Annotated in this window: 11 protein-coding genes and 2 pseudogenes; 6 read left to right on the top strand and 7 right to left on the bottom strand. The window is 70.2% G+C overall.

The genetic code is table 11. From position 1 onward, the window contains the following. Window positions 1-336 precede the first annotated feature (336 nt). A pseudogene (locus NM962_09240) lies at window positions 337-522 on the top strand (hypothetical protein). 2,066 nt (window positions 523-2,588) lie between these two features. On the opposite strand, the pseudogene NM962_09235 reads toward NM962_09240, so the two are convergent. The 5 genes and pseudogenes from NM962_09235 to NM962_09215 form a co-directional block, all read right to left on the bottom strand. Further along, window positions 2,589-4,139, bottom strand: a pseudogene (locus tag NM962_09235) (hypothetical protein). Window positions 4,140-4,188: 49 nt separating this feature from the next. Further along, a complete protein-coding gene (locus NM962_09230; GenBank protein ID UVO14165.1) occupies window positions 4,189-9,681 on the bottom strand; it encodes a PE family protein in 5,493 nt (1,830 codons plus the stop codon). A gap of 60 nt (window positions 9,682-9,741) precedes the next feature. Next, the gene (locus tag NM962_09225; protein ID UVO14164.1) at window positions 9,742-12,279 is read right to left on the bottom strand and encodes a hypothetical protein; all 2,538 of its coding nucleotides are present in this window, start codon (window positions 12,277-12,279) and stop codon (window positions 9,742-9,744) included. 27 nt (window positions 12,280-12,306) lie between these two features. Then, a complete protein-coding gene (locus NM962_09220) occupies window positions 12,307-14,502 on the bottom strand; it encodes a hypothetical protein (protein UVO14163.1) in 2,196 nt (731 codons plus the stop codon). Window positions 14,503-14,674: 172 nt separating this feature from the next. Next, a complete protein-coding gene (locus NM962_09215; GenBank protein ID UVO14162.1) occupies window positions 14,675-15,598 on the bottom strand; it encodes a haloalkane dehalogenase in 924 nt (307 codons plus the stop codon). Between the two features lie 78 nt (window positions 15,599-15,676). Between NM962_09215 and NM962_09210 the strand changes: the two genes are divergently transcribed. Further along, window positions 15,677-16,093, top strand: a complete 417-nt coding sequence (locus tag NM962_09210; GenBank protein ID UVO14161.1) for a DUF302 domain-containing protein — start codon at window positions 15,677-15,679, stop codon at window positions 16,091-16,093. Window positions 16,094-16,235: 142 nt separating this feature from the next. On the opposite strand, the gene NM962_09205 is transcribed toward NM962_09210, so the two are convergent. Continuing rightward, window positions 16,236-16,724 carry an NUDIX domain-containing protein gene (locus NM962_09205; protein UVO14160.1) on the bottom strand — a complete coding sequence of 163 codons (489 nt, stop codon included), beginning with the start codon at window positions 16,722-16,724 and terminating at the stop codon, window positions 16,236-16,238. A gap of 3 nt (window positions 16,725-16,727) precedes the next feature. Further along, window positions 16,728-18,086: a wax ester/triacylglycerol synthase family O-acyltransferase gene (locus tag NM962_09200; protein ID UVO14159.1), complete on the bottom strand. Its 1,359-nt coding sequence runs from the start codon at window positions 18,084-18,086 to the stop codon at window positions 16,728-16,730. Window positions 18,087-18,136: 50 nt separating this feature from the next. On the opposite strand from NM962_09200, the gene NM962_09195 reads away from it, so the two are divergent. From NM962_09195 to NM962_09180, 4 genes are all read left to right on the top strand, one after another. Next, the gene (locus tag NM962_09195) at window positions 18,137-18,877 is read left to right on the top strand and encodes an Rv3717 family N-acetylmuramoyl-L-alanine amidase (GenBank protein ID UVO14158.1); all 741 of its coding nucleotides are present in this window, start codon (window positions 18,137-18,139) and stop codon (window positions 18,875-18,877) included. A gap of 2 nt (window positions 18,878-18,879) precedes the next feature. Further along, window positions 18,880-20,343: a neutral zinc metallopeptidase gene (locus NM962_09190; GenBank protein UVO14157.1), complete on the top strand. Its 1,464-nt coding sequence runs from the start codon at window positions 18,880-18,882 to the stop codon at window positions 20,341-20,343. A gap of 13 nt (window positions 20,344-20,356) precedes the next feature. Then, on the top strand, window positions 20,357-21,010 hold the full coding sequence (locus NM962_09185; GenBank protein ID UVO14156.1) for a DUF4333 domain-containing protein: 654 nt from the start codon (window positions 20,357-20,359) through the stop codon (window positions 21,008-21,010). 202 nt (window positions 21,011-21,212) lie between these two features. Beyond that, complete coding sequence (locus NM962_09180) at window positions 21,213-22,601, top strand: hypothetical protein (GenBank protein ID UVO14155.1); 1,389 nt, start codon at window positions 21,213-21,215, stop codon at window positions 22,599-22,601. Window positions 22,602-22,636 lie beyond the last annotated feature (35 nt).

Below are 22,636 nucleotides of genomic sequence, written 5' to 3'. Positions count from 1 at the left end.
CCGTTGGTGCCGTTGCCGGAACCGTCCGTCACGCCGGCCACGCCGGTCGCACCCACGCCGCCGTTACCGCCGGCACCGCCATTGCCGGTCGAACCGCCCTGGCCGCCGGTGCCGCCGTCGCCGCCGGCCTGCGGGGTGGCGCCGATCATGCCCTGACCGACACCGCCGTTACCGCCGGCACCGCCGGTTCCCGCGTGTCCATCCACCCCGTCTGTGCCGTTGGCACGCTGGGAAGCTCCGTCACCGCTCATGCCACCCTGGCCCGCGGCACCGCCCTCGCCGGGGCCTTCACCACCCTTACCGCCGTTGCCGCCGTTACCCGCGGCGGCATTGGCGCCACCGCCGGCGCCGTCACCGCCGCGGCCGCCGGTCCCGGCGTTACCGCCCGATCCGCCGTCGCCGCCGATGCCGCCGACACCGGCCGCACCCGCGATGCCGTTGGCCGCCGCACCGCCCGCACCGCCGGTACCGCCGGCCGCGCCGTCGCCGCCGTTACCGCCGACACCGCTGGCGTCCCCGCCGTTGCCGCCGTTACCGCCGCTGCCGGCAATCGCATCGGTGCCGTCGACACCGCTGATACCGGTACCGCCGGCACCACCGTTGCCGCCGTGCCCGCCGACACCACCGGCGCCGCCGTTGCCGGAAAGTGCGCCGCCCGCACCGCCCGCACCGCCGGCGCCGCCGACCGCGCCGTTGGTGCCGGCCAGGCCACTGCCCGCGGCACCGGAGACGCCGTTCGAGCCCGCACCGCCGTCGCCACCACGTCCACCGTTACCGGTCGGCCCGGCGTTACCGCCCGCACCGCCGGCGCCGCCGACCTGTGCCGTGCCGTCGGTCGCGATCTTGCCGTCGCCGCCGCGGCCGCCCTGGCCGCCATTGCCGCCGCCGCCGGCACTGCCGATGGTTCCGGACGAGGCCTGAGTGCCGTTGCCGACACCACCCTGCCCGCCGCTCCCGGCCGACCCGGCCTGTCCACCGGCACCGCCATTGCCGCCGCTGCCGGCCACCGCGCCGGCCCCACCGCCGGTGCCCACGCCGCCATTGCCGCCGTTACCGGCCGCACCTGCCGCGCCGCCCTGGCCACCGACACCGCCGGCGCCGTTGGTCGCGTTGCCGCCGACCCCGCCGAGCCCACCGGTGCCGCCCACCCCGCCGTTGCCGCCGCTGAGTCCGGAGGCACCGGTGCCCGGCGCCACGAAGCCGGCGTTGCCGCCCGTGCCGCCGGCACCGCCGGCACCACCGGCACCGCCGACGCCGCCGTCACCCGAGACCGTGCCACCGTTGCCGCCGTGACCGCCGAGGCCGCCATTACCGCCCTGCCCACCGGCGAGGCCGGCGCCGGACGCGTCCCGTCCTCCGGCCACGCCGGCCGCACCCGCACCACCGTTGCCGCCGGCACCGCCGGTACCGACAGTGCCCGCGTTACCACCCGCACCGCCGGCGCCGCCGGACTGCGGGGCACCGCCGATCACGCCGACACCCGTGCCGCCGTTGCCGCCGGCGCCGCCATTGGCGCTGCCCGCCGCACCGGCCACACCGGTCGCCGCCTGGCTCGTGTGCCCGGCGTTCCAGCCGCCGGCCCCACCGGTGCCGGCCTGACCCACCGTGCCGCCGTTGCCGCCGCTACCGCCAACACCGGCGACGGCATTGTTGCCGCCACCGGCACCGTCGCCACCGCGGCCACCGTCACCGCCGTCGCCGGCGGCACCACCGACACCGCCGACGCCACCGGATCCGTCAATCCCGCTCTTGCCGGTACCCACCGTGGCGCCACCCGCGCCGCCGGTGCCACCGACACCGCCCGCACCGCCGTTGCCACCGGTGCCGGTGGCGTTGCCACCATTGGTGCCGTTGCCGCCACTGCCCGCCGCGGCATTGATGCCGTCGATCCCGTCCTTGGCGGAGCCGCCGGCCCCACCTGCGCCGCCGGTGCCACCCTGCCCGCCGGCGCCACCATTACCGGCGACGGTGCCACCGAGGCCACCGACACCACCGCTACCGCCATTGCCACCGAGCCCACCGCCGGTGCCGTTGCCGGAACCGTTGGTAACTCCGGCCAGGCCGGCCGCGCCCACGCCACCGTTACCACCGGCGCCACCGTTGCCGAGCGTCCCCGCGTTACCGCCCGCTCCGCCGGTACCGCCGGACTGGGCAACGCCACCGATCACACCCGCGCCCGCGCCGCCATCGCCACCGGCCCCGCCGTTAGCACCGCTGCCGGCGGCACCGTTGGCGCCACCGGTAGCCAGCGCACCGTTCGGGCCCTGGCCGCCACTGCCGCCGGCCCCGGCCGCTCCGGCATTTCCGCCGTTGCCGCCCTTACCGCCGTGACCGGCGACCGCAGCGTTGCCGCCGCCGGCTCCGTCACCACCGCTGCCGCCGGCACCCGCCGCGCCACCAGCGCCACCGGTGCCGCCGACCCCGCCAACACCGTGGGCTCCCACGGTGCCGTTGGCCGCTGCACCGCCGACACCGCCGTTGCCGCCGACGCCGCCCTTACCACCGACGCCACCGTTGCCACCGTCGGTGCCGTCGTTGCCCGCCGAGCCGCTGCCCGCAACGGCGTCCGTGCCGTTGGTTCCGGCGACTCCGGCCCCACCGGCGCCACCGACACCGGCGGCACCACCATTGCCGCCGACCCCACCGTTACCGGCCTCGGAGCCACCGGCACCACCGGCACCACCGTTGCCGCCAGCACCACCATTGCCGCCGTTGGTGCCATTGCCGTTGCCACTGGTCACCCCGGCCGCACCGGCCATACCGGCGCCACCGTCACCACCGGCACCGCCATTACCGCTGCGCCCGGCGTCACCGCCGGCACCGCCTTGGCCACCGGCCTGACCGGCGACCATGGCGTCGCCGCCGTCGCCACCCGCGCCACCATTGCCGCCGCCGACACCGGTACCGCCCGTCACGCCACTCGCGGCATGGGTGCCGTCGCCGTTGGCGCCGCCGGCACCACCGGCGCCACCGAGACCCTGGTCACCGCCGGCACCACCGGCGCCTCCGGCCGATCCGGCACCGCCGTCGGCGCCCGCGCCGCCGTTACCGGCCGCGCCACCGGCACCGCCGTTACCGCCGATAGCGCCGACGCCGGTCGAACCCGTCGCCCCCAGCAAACCGCTCGCACCGCCGGCACCACCGGATCCGCCCACACCACCGGTACCACCGAGCCCGCCGTCACCGGCGTCTCCGCCGGCCGCCCCGGCCACGATGGCGTCCAGGCCATTACCGCCGGCCCCGCCGACACCACCGGTGCCGCCCAGTGCGCCGGCACCACCGTTGCCGCCGGATCCGATCAGCCAGCCACCGCGGCCGCCGGCACCACCATTGCCGCCGGCACCACCGACACCGCCGTTATCGCCGGTGACACCGGCACCACCCGCGGCGCCCACCGTGCCGGTTCCGCCGATGCCACCCGCACCGCCGACACCACCGTTGCCGAACAGCAGGCCCGCGCCTGCACCGCCGGCGCCGCCGAGGCCGCCGTCGATACCCAGCGCGCCGGCCCCACCGGAACCGCCGTCGCCGCCGATACCCATGAACCAGCCGCCAGCGCCACCGGCACCACCATCGCCACCGAGGACACCGGCACCACCGTCGCCACCGTTGCCGAACGACCCCGCATCCCCGCCGGCACCACCGGTGCCGTCAGCGGCGACACCACCGGCACCGCCGTCGCCGAACCACAAGCCGCCGGCCCCGCCGGCGGCCTCGGCCAAGGTGCCGCCATCGATACCATCGGCTCCGTTGCCGATCAGGTCCTGCCCGAAGAGCAACTGCGGCAGCGGGTTGATCAGGTACTCGTCGAGGAACGCACCGACCGAGCTGGTGATCCACAGCTGCCCGAGGTCATACATCGGGGTGTAGAACCAGCTATTGACCAAATCGGTCAACGTATCCGGATTGGTGGACTCCGCTGTCCATGGCAAATCGCCGGACGAACCGATCAACGAGTCACCGAGCGTCGGCCCCAGCAGATCGACGATCCAGTCCAATTCCACATCGGCATGCGCGACCGGCGGCAGCGCCAACGGCGTCAAGCCAAGCGCCAGAAACGCGCCCACCGCCGTACCGGCGCCTGCCACCCGACGGCCCCGCTGCCGCTGACGCACAACCCGACCGTCGTTCTTAGCCATCCGAGTTTCCTAACTGTGCTGATTCGAAATTGGTCAAACGATCGGCCGATCAGAACGGGGGTGTCGGGGCCCACACGGCATAGGTGGCGCCGGTGGTGCCGTACATTCCCGCCTTGCCGGCAGAAGCTCCGTCACCCTGGATACCGCCGGCTCCGCCGTCGGCCTGGGTGCCGTCGGCTTCCTGCCCACCTTGGCCGGCCGCACCGCCGACGCCGAAAGCGCCGCTCAGCCCGGTCTTGCCGCCGATACCGCCGTCACCCGGGGTGATCTTGCTTTCCTGGCCGGCCGGCACGTAACCGTCGGCACCGTTACCACCGTTGCCACCATTGCCACCGGCACCGGCGTCACCACCGTTGCCACCGTTGCCACCGCCACCGGCGTGACCGGCTGTCCCGCCGCCACCGCCGGCCGCACCCGCGGCGCCACCGGTACCACCGGCACCGCCAGCGCCGCCGTTACCGCCGTTGCCCGCGTCGCCGCCGTCGCCGCCGTCGCCGGCGTAGCCATGGCCGCCCGTCGGCGCGATCAGCTGGGCCTGGCCGGTCTGAGCGCCATTGAAGGCGTTGGCGCCCCAGGTACCGGAGCCGCCGTCGCCGCCGTTGCCGCCAGCGGTGGCGTTCCCGCCGTCACCGCCGTTGCCGCCGACGCCGCCGTCACCGCCGTTGCCGAAGACCGATCCGCCAGCACCACCGGCACCACCGGCACCGCCGGCACCACCGATAATGCCGTTCACGCCATCACCACCGCGACCGCCGTCGCCGGCGTCGCCGCCATAGGCCGTTGCGTTGTACGCCGCACTGTAGGCGGTCCCGCCGGCGGCACCGTTGCCACCGTTGGAGCCGGCGATACCGTCGCCGCCATTGCCGCCATTACCAGCGTGCGCGGTCGCCCCGTGGCCACCGATGCACAAGCCGATGGGGCCCGCGCCACCCTCACAGCCCGAGGTGTAGGCGGCACCACCCGCGCCGCCATTGCCGCCGTCTTGCGAGTGGATGCCGTTGATGACGCCGTTGGAGCCGTTGGTTCCATTACCCGCGTTCACATCGCCGGCCAGCGCACCGCCGCTGTTACCGCCGGTGGAGCCACTGCCCGCCTTGGAACCGTTGGCGGTGACCACGGTGCCGGTGGTGCCGTCCACGCCGTCACCACCCTTGCCGCCGGCGCCGCCGTTGCCGAACGATCCGGCGTTGCCGCCGAGGCCGCCGGCGCCGCCGGCCTGGCCGTAGGTGTCCGCGCCGACGGTGTAGAAGCCCTGGCCGGTGCCGCCGTTGCCGCCGGCCCCGCCGTTGCCGCCGCCACCGGCGCCGCCGATCAGGCCGGCCGCACCGACCTGACCGACGCCACCGCCCGAGCCACCGGCACCTCCGGTACCGGCCGTCCCGCGTTCGCCGCCGGTGCCGCCCGCCCCGCCGTTACCGGCGGTCTGTCCGCCGCCGCCGCCGAGGCCGTTACCGCCGCGGCCGCCGTTGCCGGCGTCCCCGGCCGCACCGCCCTGGCCACCGGCACCGCCGTCGCCGTTGGTCGCAACGCCACCGGCGCCGCCGATCCCGCCCTTGCCGCCGACCCCACCGTTGCCGCCGGTGCCGCCGTTGGCGCCCGAGACGCTGGCGTTGGCGCCATTACCGCCGGTGCCGCCGCGACCACCCGCGCCACCCTGACCGCCGGCGCCACCGTCGCCGGCGGTGGTGCCGCCAGCGCCGCCAATGCCGCCGTTACCGCCCATCCCGCCGTTGCCGCCGAGGGTGCCGTTGCCCGAGCCGTTGGTGGTTCCGTTCGCGCCGGCCGCACCGGCACCGCCGTTGCCGCCCACACCACCGGTGCCGAGTGCGCCGGCAGCACCACCCTTGCCGCCGTCGCCACCGATCTGCGCGGTGCTTCCCGCATCGCCGCCATTGCCGCCGGCACCACCGGAACCATCGGAGCCATCCGCACCGGCCGCGCCGGATGCGGCCTGACCGCCGGCACCCTGGCCGCCGGCACCGCCGGCCGCACCGGTGCCGTACGCGTCGCCGCCCGCACCACCGTTACCGCCGTGACCAGCCACCGCATTACTTCCGCCGCCGGCGCCGTTACCGCCGCGGCCGCCCTCACCGGCGCTACCGCCGGCGCCGCCCGCGCCGCCCACGCCGCCGGCGCCCTGCGCGCCCGCGGTGCCGTTGGTGACACTGCCGCCCAGACCACCGTTGCCGCCGATGCCACCGATACCGCCATTGCCGCCGCTGCCGTAGGCATCGCCGCCGTCGGTGCCGTTACCGCCGGTTCCAGCGATTGCGTCGATGCCGTCCGTTCCATCCGCGGCCGATCCGCCGACACCGCCGACACCGCCGGCACCGCCGATACCACCCGCGCCGCCATTTCCGGCGATCGTGCCGCCGGCACCGCCCTTACCGCCGACACCGCCGTGACCGCCGACCCCGCCGTTGGAGCCGACTCCATTGCCGTCGGTGGTCCCGGCCGCACCAGCCGCGCCGGCGCCGCCGTTACCACCGGCACCGCCGTCGCCGTGCTGCCCGGCTGCGCCACCATTTCCGCCGGCACCACCAGACTGCGCGACACCGCCGATCACACCCTCGCCGGCGCCACCGTTACCGCCGGCACCGCCGTCACCTTCGGCGCCGTGTGCGCCGGCCGCTCCACCGGCAGCCTGAACCGCGTGGTTGGCGTCCCAGCCGCCGGCACCGCCGACACCGCCGGCACCGTAGTCGGTGCCGCCCTTGCCGCCGTTGCCGCCACTGCCGGCCACCGCGTTCGCGCCGCCGCCGGCACCGTCACCGCCGGCGCCACCGGTACCGGCGTCGCCGCCGAGCCCGCCCGCGCCACCGACGCCACCAGCGCCGACCGCACCGGCGTTGCCGTGCGCGGCGGTGCCACCGGCACCGCCATTGCCGCCGACACCGCCATTGCCGCCGCCGCCGCCCTGACCGGTGGCGTCGCCGCCGTTGCCGCCGTTGTCGCCGCTGCCCGCGATCGCGTCGGTGCCGTCCACGCCGGAGGCACCCGAGCCGCCGGTGCCACCGACACCGCCCGCGCCACCACGGCCGCCCGCACCGCCGTTACCAGCCAGCGAGCCGCCGGCACCACCGATACCGCCGGTGCCCCCGTTGCCGCCGGTGCCGCCGATGTTGCCGACTCCGGTGATCGGGTCGGTGGTTCCGGTGGTGCCAGTCGCGCCCACCCCACCGTCGCCGCCGCGCCCACCGTTGCCGGTCAGGTTGCCGCTACCACCATTGCCGCCTGCGCCACCGTTGAGATGTGCAGAGTTTCCGGCTGCCCCGACGCCACCGTTGCCGCCATGAACCGCGCCGGTCGCCGCACCGCCGGCTGCGCCGGTGTGCCCGGCGGTGCCACCGGTACCACCGGTGCCGGCCGCGCCACCCTTACCGCCGGCGCCGGCATTGCCCGCGGAGTTACCGGCGGTACCACCGTCACCGCCGGCGCCGTCCTGGCCGCCAGAACCGGTCTTGCCCCAGACACCCGCCGCGCCGTCACCGCCGTTGCCGGCCGCACCGGCAGTACCACCCTTGCCGCCGTCACCGCCGCTGCCGTTGACGCCAGCGCTGCCGTGCGCCGCAGTCCCGGCGTTACCGCCGGCTCCGCCGGCACCACCGGCGTAGCCGTTACCGCCCGCGCTGCCGTCACCGCCGCGGCCATTGTTGACACCGGCGACACCGGTGCTACCGGTGCTGCCCTGTGTGCCGGCCGCGCCGGCACCACCGTTGCCACCGTGCCCGCCGTTGCCGCCACCACCGGACTGTGAGCCGCCGGCACCGCCAGCGCCACCCACACCACCGGCACCGCCCACGCTGTTCACCCCGGCAGCTCCATTGCCACCGTCGCCGCCGTTGCCGCCGGCACCGATGGTCCCGGCCGCACCGCCCCGGCCGCCGGCACCACCGACGTGGCCGGCGGAGGTGGCGTCGCCACCGTCGCCGCCGTTACCGCCGTTGCCACCGCCCGCACCGACCGTCCCGGTCGCGCCGGCCGCGCCGCGGGTGCCGTCGCCGTTGTCACCGCCGGCACCGCCGGCGCCGCCTACGCCCCGGTTACCGCCGGCACCGCCGTTGCCGCCCGCTGCGCCGGCGCTGCCGTTGGCACCGTCGCCGCCATTGCCGGCCGTGCCGCCGGCGCCACCGTCGCCACCGACACCGCCGTGGCCGTGGCTGCCCGCGCTGGCGAAGATGCCACCCGCACCGCCCGCACCACCGGCACCGGCCGCGCCACCGGTGCCACCCGCACCACCGTTGGTGGCATTGCCGCCGTTGCCGCCGGCTGCCGTGGCGTCCGCGCCGTCAGCGCCCGCACCACCGACGCCACCCGTGCCACCCGCACCGCCGAGAGCGCCGTTGCCGCCACTGCCGAAGAAGATTCCACCGGCACCGCCGGCGCCACCGACGCCGCCGTTGCCGGCCGCGCCGCCCGCGCCGCCATTGTGACCGGAGTCCCCGACCGAGCCAGTCCAGCCGGCACCACCGAGGCCGCCGACACCACCGTCGCCGCCACCACCGAGGAACAACCCGCCCGCGCCGCCGACCCCGCCAGCACCACCGTTACCACCGAGGCCGCCGACGCCACCGACACCGCCGTCGCCGCCACCACCGAAGAACAGGCCACCGTCACCACCAGCACCACCGGCACCACCGGTGCCACCGGGGTGGTACGTCCCACCGGCATATCCGGAGCCGGCGTCACCACCGGCACCACCGACACCACCGGCGCTGAAGAAGAAGCCGCCGCGGCCGCCTTCACCACCGACACCGCCGTTGCCGCCGGCGATATGCGACGCCGTACCGTCCGCACCGTTGCCACCGTTGCCGCCGTTCCCGCCGGCGCCCCAGAAGAAGCCACCGTCACCACCGCGGCCGCCGGCCCCGCCGGCGCCGCCGAACTGCCCGTCGCCGCCGTTGGATCCGTTACCCCCGGCACCGAAGAAGAACCCGGCGTTGCCGCCCTTACCGGCCGTTCCGTCGATTGAACCGTCCGCGGCCAGGGTTGATACACCTGAGCCGCCGGTGGCGTCGGCCGAATAGGGCGCTCCGGCAACGTCATACGCGCCGCCCGCGTTACCGCCGTTGCCGAACAACCAGCCGGCGTTGCCACCGCTGCCGCTGTACCCCCAGCCGTCGCCACCGTCACCGAACAGCAACCCGGCGTTGCCGCCGTCGGGATTCGCCTCGGTGCCATCCGCGCCGTCACCGATCAAATACACCCCGGCCAGAGCGTTGATCGCACCGTTGACCTGCAGGCCGAGATCGCTGTTGATCCAGCCCTCGATCGCGTCGTGCATGGGCACGTACACGAGCGCGCTGAACAGATCATCGAACGTGAAGCTCAACGGCAGGGTCGAATCGGCGATGCCGGCGAAGGCATCCCCCGAGTCCCACCCGACCAGGTCGGCGATCCAGCCGAGATCGTCCGCCTGCGCCGGCGGGGCCGCCGCCAGTGGACTCAACCCGAACGCCAGAAACGCTCCGACCGCCGTGCCGGCGCCCGCCACCCGGCGACGCGCACCCCGGCCCCGCGCGGACCTCTTGTTCTCAGCCATCCGGATTTTCCTATCTGTGCTTATCCGAAGTTGAAGTTCTCGTTGTGGTGGTACTGACCGCTATCCGGCGAGCGCATCCGCGATCATCTGCGGGATGCCCTGGCCCAGCTGCGCGAACAAGCCGAAGAAGTCGCCGGTGACGACGCCCAGGATGTCGGTGTCGTTCAAGCCGAGGCTGCCCAGGATGTTCGCGATCGTCGCGTCGCTGATGCCCAGGTCGTTGAGGATCGTGCCGATGGTGGTGCCACCGAGCAGGTCGTTGACGACGTCGTCGAGATACACGTTGTTCAGCCCGAGGCTGGTCAGCACCGAGTTCACATTCACCCCGCCCAGCAGGGCGGTGAGGACGTCATCCAGGTGGACGTTGTCGAGGTTCAGGTCGTCGAGCAGGTCGCCCACGTACACGCCGCCCAACAGGTTGTTGAGGAACGTCTCGAGGGTGACCCCGCCCAGGCCAAGGTCGTTCAGCAGGTTCTGGACGTAGACGCCGCCTAGCAGGTCGTTGACCACATCGGTCACGTGAATCGACCCCAGACCCAGGCTGTTGAGCATCTGCGTCACGGTCATGTCCAGGCCGAGTCGGTCGATCACCGTGTCCAGGTCCAGGTTGTTCAGGCCCCAGGAGCTGAGCAGCGACACCAGGTTGGTGTCGACCAGCCAGGGGAAACCGTTGTTGACGATGTCGGTGACCGTCACGTCGTCCAGGCCCAGGTTGACCAGGAAGTCGTGCAGCGTGGTGTCCACGGGCAGGCCGAACAGGATGGTGCTCAGGTGCTCGTCGCCCTGTCCGGTGGCCGCCACCAACTGGCCCAGGTTGACGTCGGTGAGCGAGGTGCCGGCCGGAACCCCGGCGATGCCGTTGCCGTCGGCCTTCAGGTTGTGCAGCGTCTCGTAGACGGTGTTGCTGCCCATCAGCGAGCTCAGCGTCGCCGAGCAGTCGATGCCGACCACGATGGCCAGGGAGCAGGTGGTGCTGTCCAGCGGCATGCCCGCTTCGGCCGCGAGGTCCTGAATGGTCTTGGCGCCGTAGTTCATCGCCATGTTGCTGGCCAGGAAGTCCGCCCACGGCACGCTGCCCAGCGGCTGGCCGGCATAGGGGTCCAGGACCGGGTCGGGGTTGGCCGGGTCGGCCGGCGGAACCAGGGTGGTGTTGAGCAGCTCGCCCAGCGTCAGGTCGGCATAGGTTGTACCCGGGTCAGCGGCATTCGGGATCTGCTGCAGCAGCTCGACCAGGGTGTAGTCCATGCCCTGGCCCTGCATGATGTTGACCAGCAGGTGCGTCAGGGTGAGGTCGGCGTCGGTGCCCATCATCGAGTCGACCAGGTCGACCGGGGTCAGGTCTCCGTAGCCGGTGGAGTCCAGCAGGGAGTTGATCATGCTGCCGATGGTCAGGCCGCCCATGCCCATGGACTCCATCAGGCTGGTGATCGTGGCGTCGTCGCCGGCCACCGCGTGCAGGCCCTCTTTGAGCACGTCGCCCAGGGTCATGTCGCCGATGCCGAACTGCTGGACCAGACCGGTGATCGTCAGGTCGCCCATGCCCATGGCGTCCATCAGCGCAACCGCCAAGGACCCCACCGTCGGGTCGGAGCCATAGCCCGCGGCTTCCAGCACGCTCATCGCCAGGCTCGTCATCGACTGGTTGGTGCCCATCCCGACCTGGTTGAGCACCTCGATGAGCAGGCTCGACACCGACATCTCGCCCAGGCCGGCAATGTCGGCCAAGCCGCTGATGGTCGGGTTGCCGATGCCCATCGTGTCGAGCAGACCGATCATCAGCTCGGACAGCGAGAGGTCACCGAAGCCGAACTGGTCAGCCAGATCGGTGATGGACGAGTCGCCCAGGCCGACGGCGTCGAGGACTCCGGTCACCACGCCGGCCACCGGCATGTCGGCCAGGCCGGTCTGGTCGGCCAGGTCACCGACGGTCAGGCTGCCCATGCCCGCCATGTCGACCAGCTGGCCGATGGTCAGGGTGAGGTCGAAGGGCTGGGCGGGAGCCAGCAGGCCGTTGAAGACCGGGAGGTGGATGCCGGCGAAGTCCAGGCCGTCCTGGCCGTTGAGGAAGGCATCCAGCAGGGTGGCGGGGGCGCCGAGCAGCGCGAACAGTGCGCCTAGCGGGTCGGAGAAGTCGAAGATCTGGCTGATCAGGTCGCTGAAGGCGTTGCCGAGGGTGACGAAGGGGCCGATCGCCGAGAGCAGCAGGCCGAGCGTCGGCGTCAGTTCGGTGCCGATCTCGATCGGCAGCCCCGACGAGATGGTCTCGACGCTGGGCAGCAGGGTGTTCAACATGATCAGCGCGTCGGGGATATGCATCAGCGACCCGAGGGGATCACTGAAGAACTGGGTCAGGATCGGGAAGTCGAACGCGTGCTGTCCCAGGCTGGCCAGGTTGTTGGCCGTGTTGGTGATCAGGTCGGTGTAGGGCGTGAAGATGTCGCCCAGATCCGCGGTCAGTGCGACCGCCCGGTGTTGGGCGTGGTCGAGCTGCCGGGCGACCTCCGGGAGCTGCGGTGCGGCGGGAACGACCGCGATCATCGCAGCACCGGCGATGCCCATTCCGGTGGTCACATATGGCCGAAGCGACTTGTGCGTCATAGCTTTCCCCATCGGTAATCGGGACGATCAGAAGTTGAAGAGGGTGGGAATCAGGCCCGCGACATCTGCAATGTGGAGGTTGAGCACATCCATGTCGGCCAGGCCCAACTGGTCGAGCAGCCCGCTCAGATCCAGCGATCCGAGGCCAAGGTCGTCGAGCAGCGAATTGACGGTCGCGTCGCCGAACAGCTGCGTCAGCATGGTGTCCAGGTCCAGGTTGCCGAACCCGGAGCTGCTGAGCAGGTCGTCCACGGTGGTGGTGCCCAGCGCCGATTCCAGGATCCCGAACAGGTCCATGCTGCCGAAGCCGGACTGGGTGAGCAGGTCGCCCACGGTGGTGGTGCCCAGCAGCTGGTCGATCAGCGAGTACAGGTCGGTGTTGCCCAGACCCCAGTCGTCCAGCGCGTTGCCGACGGTCATGCCGCCGAACAGCTGCTCGAAGATCGAGTTCAGATCCAGGCTGCCGAAACCGGATTCGGCCAGCACGTCGCCCACGGTGGTGGTGCCCAGCAGGCTGGCCACCAGGTCGTCGAGCGTCGAGGTGTTCAGGCCCATGCTGGTGAGCAGCTCGGACACCGTCTGGTCACCGAGCAGCTGGCCGACCAGGTCGTCGAGGGTGGTGTCGTTCAGACCCATGTCGGTGAGCAACTGCGACAGGGACATGGTCAGGCTGGTCTCCAGCATGTCGCTGATCTTGGTGTTACCGAAGTCCCCGAGCATGTCGCCCAACGTCGCGTTGGGGTCTGGCAGGAAGCTGAGAAGTGTCTGACCCATATTCGGCGCCAGCAGCTGGTCGCCCACGGCGAATGTCAGCTTGCCGGTGATGTGGATCGACCCGGGCAGCGGGTCGGCGCCCGGGCCGGACGCGTTGATCACGTCGTTGATCGTGAGCCCACCGAAACCGAGGTTGCTGATGATGTCGCCGAGCGTGGTGGTCTCCAGGTGCGCGGCGCCCAGGATGTCGGCCACCTTCAGGTCATCGAGACCGGCGGCCTGCAGCAGTCCGTTGAAGGTCAGGTCCTGCAGGTTCAGCCCGGTGAGCAGGTCGACGCCGATCTGCCCCACACTCAAGCTGCCGAAGCCCGCGGCGTCGATGAGGTCCACCGGAGTCCGCTGGCCGAGGCTCAACGCGTCGAGCAGGGTGGTCGCCACGTCGCCCACGCCCAGGCCGCCGACGCCCAGGGCGTCGAGCAGGTCGACCGGGGTCTGCTGGCCCAGGTTCAGGGAGTTGAGCAGGGTGCTGGCCAGGTCGGCCAGCGGCTGCTGGGCCAGGCCGACGTCGGTGGCCAGGTCGAGGATGGTCGGGTTGCCGATCTCCAACGCGTTGAACACGTCGCTGAGCAGGTCGGGGATGGTCATGCTGCCCAGGCCGACGTCGTCGGTGAGGTCGCCGATGGTGGCGTTACCGATGCCCAGCGCGTCGAGGATGTCCTTGGCCAGATCCGCAACCTCGGTGTTGGCCAGGCCCAACTGCTGGGTCAGCTCGAGAATGGTCGGATTGCCGATCTGCAACGCGTTCAGGACCGATTCGGCCAGGCTGGCCACCGGAACCGTGCCGAGACCAAGCATGTCGACCAGGTCGGTGATCGTCGGGTTGCCCAGCCCCAGGCCGTTGAGCAGGTTCGTCGCCAGAGTCACGAGTTGCTGGTCGCCGATCCCGAGCTGGGTCAGCAGCTGAGGCAGGGTCTGGTCGGCCAGGCCCAGTTCCTCCAGCAACTGGCCGGCCTGCACGTCGACGTCGACGTCGTGCGGGGCGACGAGGATGCCGTTGAACAGCGGGATGCTCACACCCAACACGTTCAGGCTGGCCTCGCCGTTAAGGAAGGCGTTGAGGATGGTGAACGGGGCCTGGATCAGCGCCAGCAAGGCCTGCAGCGGCTGGCTCCAGTCGAAGACCTGGGCGATGATCTCGTTGATCGCCTCGTTGACGGTCACGAAGGGGCCGATGAAGGCCAGGGCAAGCATGATCGATTGCGACAGTTCGGGAGCGATAGTCACCGCGGCATCGGCGGGCCCGGGCCCCCCCAGCCCAGTCGCGCCAAGCAACTCCGTCAGCGCGAACAGCCCGGTCGGATCGCCGGTTAACTTGACCGGCAGGTGGCGGGTCTGCGGCGACTGCTGCGCGACTTCAGGCAGCCGAGGTGCTACCGGCACGACCGCGACCATTGCGGCACCCGCAACAGCCAAGCCATTGGTCATATACGGACGAAGCGTCTGCAGCATCGTCGCCCTCCCTCAATCCGCCAGAGATCCTAAACTGTACATAATAAAAAGGCCCCGGCAAGCCTGAAATTTTCCCAAGCTCCTAGGCGGGCACCAACGTTAACATTACGGTAATGGTTTCAGGAACGGGAACTACGTCCGGACCAGCGGACTTAGCGGTAAGAACGGATTGCTACCGCTGAGAATGCAGGAACTCCACGATGTGGCGGGCGAGCTCTACGCCGGCATCCTCCTGCAGGAAGTGCCCGGCGTCGTGGATCATCGGATGCGCCCGGCCGTGCGCCCCGACCATCTCGCGCTCGAAGATCGGCGCCATGGCACCGGTGATCGGGTCGCCGTCACTGAACGCGACCAGCATCGGGGTCTGCGATGCGCACAGCGCAGCCCACGCCGCCCGATTGGCCGGGGCCGCGGGATCCTCGGGCGTGGTCGGGATCAGCGACGGCATCGTCCGGGGACCGACGCAATAGCTGTCGTCGGGAAACGGGGCGTCGTAGCCGGCCCGCACGGCGTCGCTCATCGGCCGGCGACATCCGGCTTGCACGAACCATCCGACGTTGATCGTCGGCGCGGTCTGGATCGCCTCCCGAAAGCGCCACCACACCTCCGGCATCGGAATGTCGCCGGTGGGCAGACCGGTGTTGGCCACGACGACACGGGCGAACCGGTCCGGGTTCTCGGCGAGCACGCGCAGCCCGATCAGCCCGCCCCAGTCCTGGCACACCAGCGTGACGTTGCGCAGGTCGAGGACGTCGAACGCCAGCGCACGCATCCACTCGACATGACGCGCATAGGTGTGGTCTTCGGCACGGGTCGGCTTGTCGGAACGACCGAATCCGACCAGGTCCGGACAGATCACCCGATACCCGGCCTCGGCCAGGGTCGGCATCATCTTGCGGTACAGATACGACCACGACGGCTCGCCGTGCAGCATCAGGATCGGGTCCCCATCCTCGGGACCGTCTTGCACCCACGCCACCCGCAGCGTGCCGCCGGGCTCATCCTCGTCCAAGTCGTCGAGGTCGCAGAACTGCGGCGGGTAGGCGAAATCCGGGAGGCCGATGAACCTGTCCTCAGGCGTACGCAGCGTCTGCATGTGGCGACGATACCGCGCTGGTATATACCCCCGGGGGTGTCTGATAGACTGGGTTCACCGCGATCAAGGAGGTCTGGAATGTCCGTGGCAATGAGCACAGCACTGACCGGCGCCGATTTCGACGCAGTCACCGAGAAGACTCGAGAGGTTTTGAAGGACAACGGTTTCGGCGTGCTGACCGAGATCGACATGCAGGCAACGCTGAGAGCCAAGCTCGGCGAGGAGATGGAGCGCTACCTGATCCTGGGTGCGTGCAATCCACCGCTGGCGCACCGGGCCGTGACCGCTGAGAAGCGCATCGGGGTGCTGCTGCCCTGTAACGTCGTGGTCCGCGAAGACACCGAGCATCCGGGCACGGTGCTGGTGGAGGCCATGAATCCGCAACTGATGGCCCAGGTCATCGACAATCCGGCTTTAGCGGCGATCGCCGAGGAGGTGCGCGAGAAAATCCGCACCGTCATCGATACGCTGACGGTTGCGTTGCGCACCACCTGAAAGGACCGCCGATGTGCTACCCCGTGCCCTGTCGAGTCTGCGGTAAGACCACCTGGGACGGGTGCGGCGAGCACATCGCAGAGGTGAAGGCCCAGGTGCCTCCGGAGCAGTGGTGCGCCGGCCATTCAGAGGCGCCACGTTCCTAGTCGCACCGTTGGGCGCACGTGGCACCCAGCAGATCCACCAGTCGGTCGAGGAATGGCCGCTGCCCGGCCAACAACTTGATTCGCGCCTGGGCCACCGAGAACCAGCCGACCCGGTCGACTTCAGGAAACTCCCGCCGTTGTCCCGACCGCGGCGGCCACTCCAATTCGAAGGTGTTGCTGCGGGCGTCGGTCACGTCGAGGTCGCCACGTACGGCGAACACCGTGACCACCTTTCCGCCGGGTGAGCGCACCTCACCGAGATCTGCTCGCTCGCCGTCCGGCGGCTGCAGGCCGAGCTCCTCGGCGAATTCACGTCGCGCGGTGTCCCACGGGTCCTCACCCTGGGGTTGTTCGCCCTTGGGAATCGACCAGGCCCCGTCGTCCTTGCGCGCCCAGAACGGTCCACCGGGATGGGCGATCAACACCTCGACTCCGCCGTCGGCGCTCGACCGGTACACCAGCAACCCGGCGCTGCGCTTCGCCACGCCTCACACCCCCACGGCGTGTTCCAGGTCTTCCAGCGCGGTGTTCAAGTGCCCGAGCAGGCGCTGTAGGTGCGGAATCGAGCGCCGGCAGCCGACCAGCCCGAAATCGAGGTTGCCGGCGTTGCTGACGACGGTCATGTTCAGGGCCTGCCCGTCCAGCGCGATCGACATCGGATAGTTGCCGTCCAGGCGGGCGCCGCGCCAGTACAGCGGCTCGGCCGGGCCGGGCACGTTGGAGATGACGATGTTGAACGGTGGCTTGGCCGCCGAGACGAATCCGGGGATGGCCGCCAAGGCCAGCGGCGCCATGTTCGCCGCCGACAACGCCAGCGCCTGGGTACGCGGCAGCTCGCTGAACACCTTCTTGTTGCGGCGCATCGACTCGCTGATGGTCTCCAGCCGCTGCGTCGGGTCCTCGAGATCGGTGGCCAGGTTGCACAGGATCGCGCCAACCATGTTGCCGCCGGCGTCGGCCTCGGCTTCGGTGCGCAGGCTCACCGGGACCATCGCCACCAGGGGATGATCCGGCAGGGCGTGCTGCTCGTCGAGGTAGGCCCGCAGCGCCCCGGCGCACATCGCCAGCACCACGTCGTTGACCGTCACCCCGGCCGCGCGCTTGACCGCGATCACCCGCTCCACTGGCCAGGACTGCGCCGCGCACCGACGGGCGCCGCCGATCTTGACGTTGAGCATGGTTCGCGGCGCTTCGAACGGCAGGGTCAGTTGCTGCTCCAGCAGTGCGGCACGCGCCAGCTTCACCGTCGACGGCCCGAGGGCGGCAACGCCTTTGACCATCGAGGTCAGTTCGCTCAACGGGGACGGCGAGTCGGGGCGCGGCCGCGATGGGGGCCGGACCGACCACGGGGTGCGCAGTTCCGACTCGCGCGGGTCGGTCGAGAGCGTGTGGCGCATTAGCCGCAGCAGCGAGACACCGTCGATCAGGCAGTGGTGGATCTTGACGTAGACGGCGAACCGGCCGTCGGCCAGACCCTCCACCACGTGGGCTTCCCACAGCGGGCGGTGCCGGTCAAGCAGGCTGCCGTGCAGCCGAGAGGTCAGCTCCAACAGGTCGCGCACTCGCCCGGGCACCGGCAGCGCCGAGCGCCGCACGTGGTATTCGAGGTCGACGTCGTCGTCGAAGGCCCAGCGCACGCTTGAGATGCCACCGAACAGCGACGCCGGGCGCTTCCGGAATGCCGGCTGCAGATCACGGGCGCCCAGCAGGCCCCGGTAGATCTCGCCGACGAATTCCGGTCCGGAGCCCGCCGGCGGCTCCAACAACATCAGCCCGCCGACGTGCATGGGGTGCTCACGTGTTTCCGTCAGCAAAAAGACCGAGTCGAGCGGTGACATCAGCTGCATCAACCCATTAGACCCCGGAGGGGCACATGGCCGCTTGCTAGTCTTGCCCCGTGCGTCGCCGGGCCGTTGTCTGTGTCGCCTCGGCCGCGTGCTTGCTCGCGGCCGGCATTGTCGCGCCCGCCGCTCCGGCAGATCCCGCAAACCCCGCCCTTGCCGGCAAGACAGTGTTTCTGGACCCTGGGCACAGCGGCGCCAACGACGCCTCGATCGCCCGGCAGGTTCCCAACGGGCGCGGGGGCACCAAGCCCTGTCAGACCAGCGGAACCGCCGCCGATGACGGCTACCCCGAACACAGCCTGAACTGGGACGTGACCAACCGGATCCGGACCGAACTCGAGGGGCTCGGCGTGCACACCGCACTCTCACGTGCCGATGACACCTCGGTAGGCCCGTGTATCGACGCGCGCGCCGCCGCGGCCAATGCCGCGCATCCGGACGCGATCGTGTCCATCCACGCCGACGGCGGGCCCGCCTCAGGCCGCGGGTTTCACGTCAACTACTCCAGCCCGGCGCTCAACGACGCCCAGTCCGGACCGGCGGTGGTCCTGGCCGGCGACATCCGGGATTCCTTGACAGCCGCGGGAATTCCCCCATCCAGCTATCTCGGCGCCGACGGCCTGTACGGGCGAGCGGATCTGGCCGGGCTGAATCTGGCCGAGTATCCGGCGGTGCTGGTCGAGCTGGGCAACATGCGTAATGCCCAGGACGCGGCGCTGCTGGAAAGTGCCGACGGGCGAGCGCAGTACGCCGCGGCGGTCACCAGCGGGATCGTGGCCTACCTCAGCAGGTGACGATGTCTCAACGCGGATTCGGCCTTACCGCCAGAACACTTTTCGGGGTGGCCGCCCTGACCCTGGCTGTAACGGGCTGCTCGGGTGGCAGCGCCCCGACGGTGATCGACGGGCATGCGATATCGATGCTGTATGACCCTGGACGGGTCGGCGGACTGCCCACCGCGGAGGGTCCCAGCGGCCCGCGTGGCGACGTTCCGCCGGTCACCGCCCGGGTGCGAAACAGTGACGGCGGTGATATCGACCGACTGTCGCTGCTGGCAATCGATGACATCGAGGACTTCTGGACGCAGCATTACGCCGAGGCGCTGCGCGGACGCTTCCAGCCGGTCTCGACGCTGATGTCGTATGACTCCACCGACGCAGACGGACCGTCGGTGTGCGGCGGCGACGTCTACCACCTGCCGAACGCGATGTATTGCCGCCGGATGGACACCATGGCCTGGGACCGCGCCAAGTTCTTGCCCACTGCCCGAAAGTACTTCGGCGACATGGCGATCAACGGGACGCTGGCGCACGAATACGGGCACGCCCTGCAGAACATGGCGGGGATCGTCAACCCGCTGACGCGCACCCTGGTCCGCGAACAGCAGGCCGACTGTTTTGCCGGGGTGTATCTGCAATGGGTGGCCGCGGGCAGTTCCTCGCGGGTGCAGTTGAGCACCGGCGACGGCCTCAACCATGTCCTGGCCGGGCTGATCGTGATCCGCGACCCGGTGTCGACGCCGGACAATCCGGTGTCGATCTCTGATGAGCATGGCACCGCACTGGACCGGGTCGGCGCCTTCCAAACCGGCTTCGACGGCGGCGCGGCGATGTGCGCCGAGATCGACATGGACGAGATCCGTAAGCGCCGTGGCAATCTGCCCAATTCCCTGTTCGATTCGGAGAACCCGCAAAGCGACCTCACGATCGACGAGTCGGTGTTGTCGACCCTGATGGAGCAGCTGGGCCAGATCTTCGGCGTGTCCCGCCCGCCGGAGCTGTCCACGTCGGGCAAATGCCCCAGTGGTCACCAGCCCGACCCGGTGGCCTACTGCCCGGAGTCCAACCGCATCGTCGTCGATCTGGCCGGACTGCAGGAGATGAGCGCGCCGACCGATCAGTCGACGCTGGGGATGCCGCAGGGCGACAACACTGGGTTGTCGGCCGTCACGTCGCGGTATGCGCTTGCGGTGCAACGTGAACGCGAGGTCGGCTTGGAGTCGGCGGCGGCGGCGTTACGCACCGCGTGCCTGACCGGGGTGGCCCAGCGCCGGATGGCCGAGCCCATGACACTGTCATCCGGCCCGGGCTTGACGCTGGCCGGCGGCGACCTCGACGAGGCGGTGACGGGCCTGCTGATGAACGGCATAGTCGCCAGCGACGCCGACGACAACACCGTGCCGGCGGGCTTCACCCGGATCCTCGCGTTCCGCTCCGGCCTGCACGGCGACATCGACGGATGCTTCGAGCGGTTCCCGTGATGGGCGTGAGGTCATGAACCGTCCAGACGACCCGCGCGAACGGCCGGAGCGGCGGATCACGCCGATACCGCGGCCACCGCAGCAGCCGCAGGGACCACGTGGGCCGGGTGGTCCGCAGGGGCCACCACCGCAGCGACCGCGGCCGCCCGAACGGCCCTGGTATCTCGAAGTCCGCCGGCCCCCGACGCCCCCGCCGCACCGAGTGCCACCGCCCGCGCGGCCGCACCGGCCGCCGCCGTCGGGTCCTCGGCCTCCGGTACCGCCGGACCGGCGCCAGCCACGGGCGGGCTCGGATGCCGGTGCCCCGAACCCGGCGAGCCCACAACCTCCGTCGAACCGTGCCCTGCTGATCGCCGCGGGCCTGACCGGACTGCTCGCCCTCGGCGTGCTTCTGACGTTGGTGCTGCGCGGCACCGTCGGCGGCTCGGGCCCCGTCGAACTCGATGTGCTCAAGGCCCAAGAGGGTGTTCGCCAGGTGCTCACCGACCCGATCAACGGTTACGGCCGCGACAACGTGACCAACGTCCGGTGCAACAACGGGGTGAACCCGACCGTGCGCAAGGGCACCAGTTTCAGCTGTGTGGTCACTGTCGACGGCGCCCAGCGCCGGGTGCTCGCGGAGTTCACCGACGACGCCGGGACGTATGCGGTCGACCGGCCGCGGTGATGCTCGGGACCGGTTGCAGGGTCACATGATCCTTCACCGCTTTCCCAGCGGAGGCCGCCTACCTGTCACCCAACGACACCACGAGTCCGCACCCACATCAATTTGTCTCTAATAACGAACTGTTGACAACTAGCACGAGAGCCTGTTGTAGTTATTGCTCCAACTTATCCTTTGCTTAGGCATACGACAGGAAGTTCACACTATGTCGCCCTATGCGCCTGCGGGTCCGCGCGAGAGGCTTGGCGTCACGCCTCGCAGGCTCGCTACGTTGTTCGGCCTCAGCACCCTCCCCCTGATCGCCCTACCCGCCGCGCACGCCGACTTCGACGATCTCGTCAGCGACGCCATCTCCGACGCCGCCGAACAGGTCGCAGCCGTTACCGTGCCACTGCCGGCGGTTGCTTCAGGTTTCGATGACGTTAGCCATGCCTTGGATGTCGCCTCGATACCCATCCACGTGTCCGGCACCTATCCGGTGGCCGATATTTCAATAGGTAACAGCTCGTCGATATCCGTCGCACTGGACAGCTCGACCAACGGACTCTTTGTCCCAATCGAGAGCCTCGGCAATGCTTCACCCGAATTCTCGATTGTCGGCTCAGTGCTTGAACTTGCCTCGCTTCTTCAAATCCCGGGCATTCCCGCCTGGTTGGACCCAATCGTCAAATCAGCATCATTCGCAGATGGCATAATCGGAGCTATTACACAATTCGGCTTGCCGACTGGAATTGCCAGCACAAATTTCGGAGACGATGACCTGCCGAATTTCTTGTACCTAACGTTCCAAGCGCCTGTAAACTTCGGTGCCGACAGCGGAGCAAGAATTCTTCCTACCGATTACGGCCTTTACATAAACTACGTCGGATCGAGCGGCAATATTGTCACAGAACCGACCGATGTTCATGCCGTTCTGACGGCATTACCGCCGAACGATTTCATATCCGAGTCCGGATTGAAATACCTCCTGAACACCGACCTGGTCAGCTCCATAATCGGGATTATCCCTGGCGCAAAGCTCCTGGTCGTCGATTACCTCGCTGACTACCCGATGTCGTTGGGAGACTACTTGCACGGCAATGCTGACGGCGTACTAGGGTTCGGACTCTCCGCACCCGGGCCCGGGCCTAACGTGGTAGCCCAACTGCCCGGCCATCTCGGCGACGGCATCACCCTGATCGAAAGCTACGGATTTGCGCAATTCGGACGCGATCCGCTGAATCCGTACGGCACTCTCTTCGGAGAAGAGGGGTCGGCTCCGTATTCCGATGCATTCGTACGGATCAACGGCGGTGATGCGGAAGCCGTACGGCTGTTGTTAAACACTACCGGCGAATCCGGAACAGTTCCGAACACGTTACTGACCGGTGGCGCTCCAGGTGATTCCGTCCCGCCTGGCACCCATGTATCGGTCTACCGGTCAGACGGAGTGTTCCTGTACGACTATTACACCGGATACGGTAGCTCCAGTCCGACCATTACCTCAGCCACCAGCTCTTCGGGGACTCCGCTGATGGACAGTGGATTCTGGCCATTCAAAGATAAGGCAGTCTTTCTCGCCACGAGGACTAGCGACGGCCTCGGCGGTCAGTAGCAGCTGAGCGGGGCCCACCCGTCGAACCGCACATT

It is taken from the genome of Mycobacterium sp. SVM_VP21 (assembly GCA_024758765.1).
Lineage (GTDB): Bacteria > Actinomycetota > Actinomycetes > Mycobacteriales > Mycobacteriaceae > Mycobacterium > Mycobacterium heraklionense_C.
This window is presented reverse-complemented; position numbering and strand designations above follow the sequence as displayed.

Excerpts from the sequence above, each read along its gene's own strand:
- NM962_09230 (UVO14165.1), bottom strand. The coding sequence starts at position 9,681 with ATGGCTGAGAACAAGAGGTCCGCGCGGGGCCGGGGTGCGCGTCGCCGG.
- NM962_09225 (UVO14164.1), bottom strand. The coding sequence starts at position 12,279 with ATGACGCACAAGTCGCTTCGGCCATATGTGACCACCGGAATGGGCATC.
- NM962_09215 (UVO14162.1), bottom strand. The coding sequence starts at position 15,598 with ATGCAGACGCTGCGTACGCCTGAGGACAGGTTCATCGGCCTCCCGGAT.
- NM962_09190 (UVO14157.1), top strand. The coding sequence starts at position 18,880 with ATGTCTCAACGCGGATTCGGCCTTACCGCCAGAACACTTTTCGGGGTG.
- NM962_09200 (UVO14159.1), bottom strand. The coding sequence starts at position 18,086 with ATGCAGCTGATGTCACCGCTCGACTCGGTCTTTTTGCTGACGGAAACA.
- NM962_09180 (UVO14155.1), top strand. The coding sequence starts at position 21,213 with ATGTCGCCCTATGCGCCTGCGGGTCCGCGCGAGAGGCTTGGCGTCACG.
- NM962_09185 (UVO14156.1), top strand. The coding sequence starts at position 20,357 with ATGAACCGTCCAGACGACCCGCGCGAACGGCCGGAGCGGCGGATCACG.
- NM962_09210 (UVO14161.1), top strand. The coding sequence starts at position 15,677 with ATGTCCGTGGCAATGAGCACAGCACTGACCGGCGCCGATTTCGACGCA.
- NM962_09220 (UVO14163.1), bottom strand. The coding sequence starts at position 14,502 with ATGCTGCAGACGCTTCGTCCGTATATGACCAATGGCTTGGCTGTTGCG.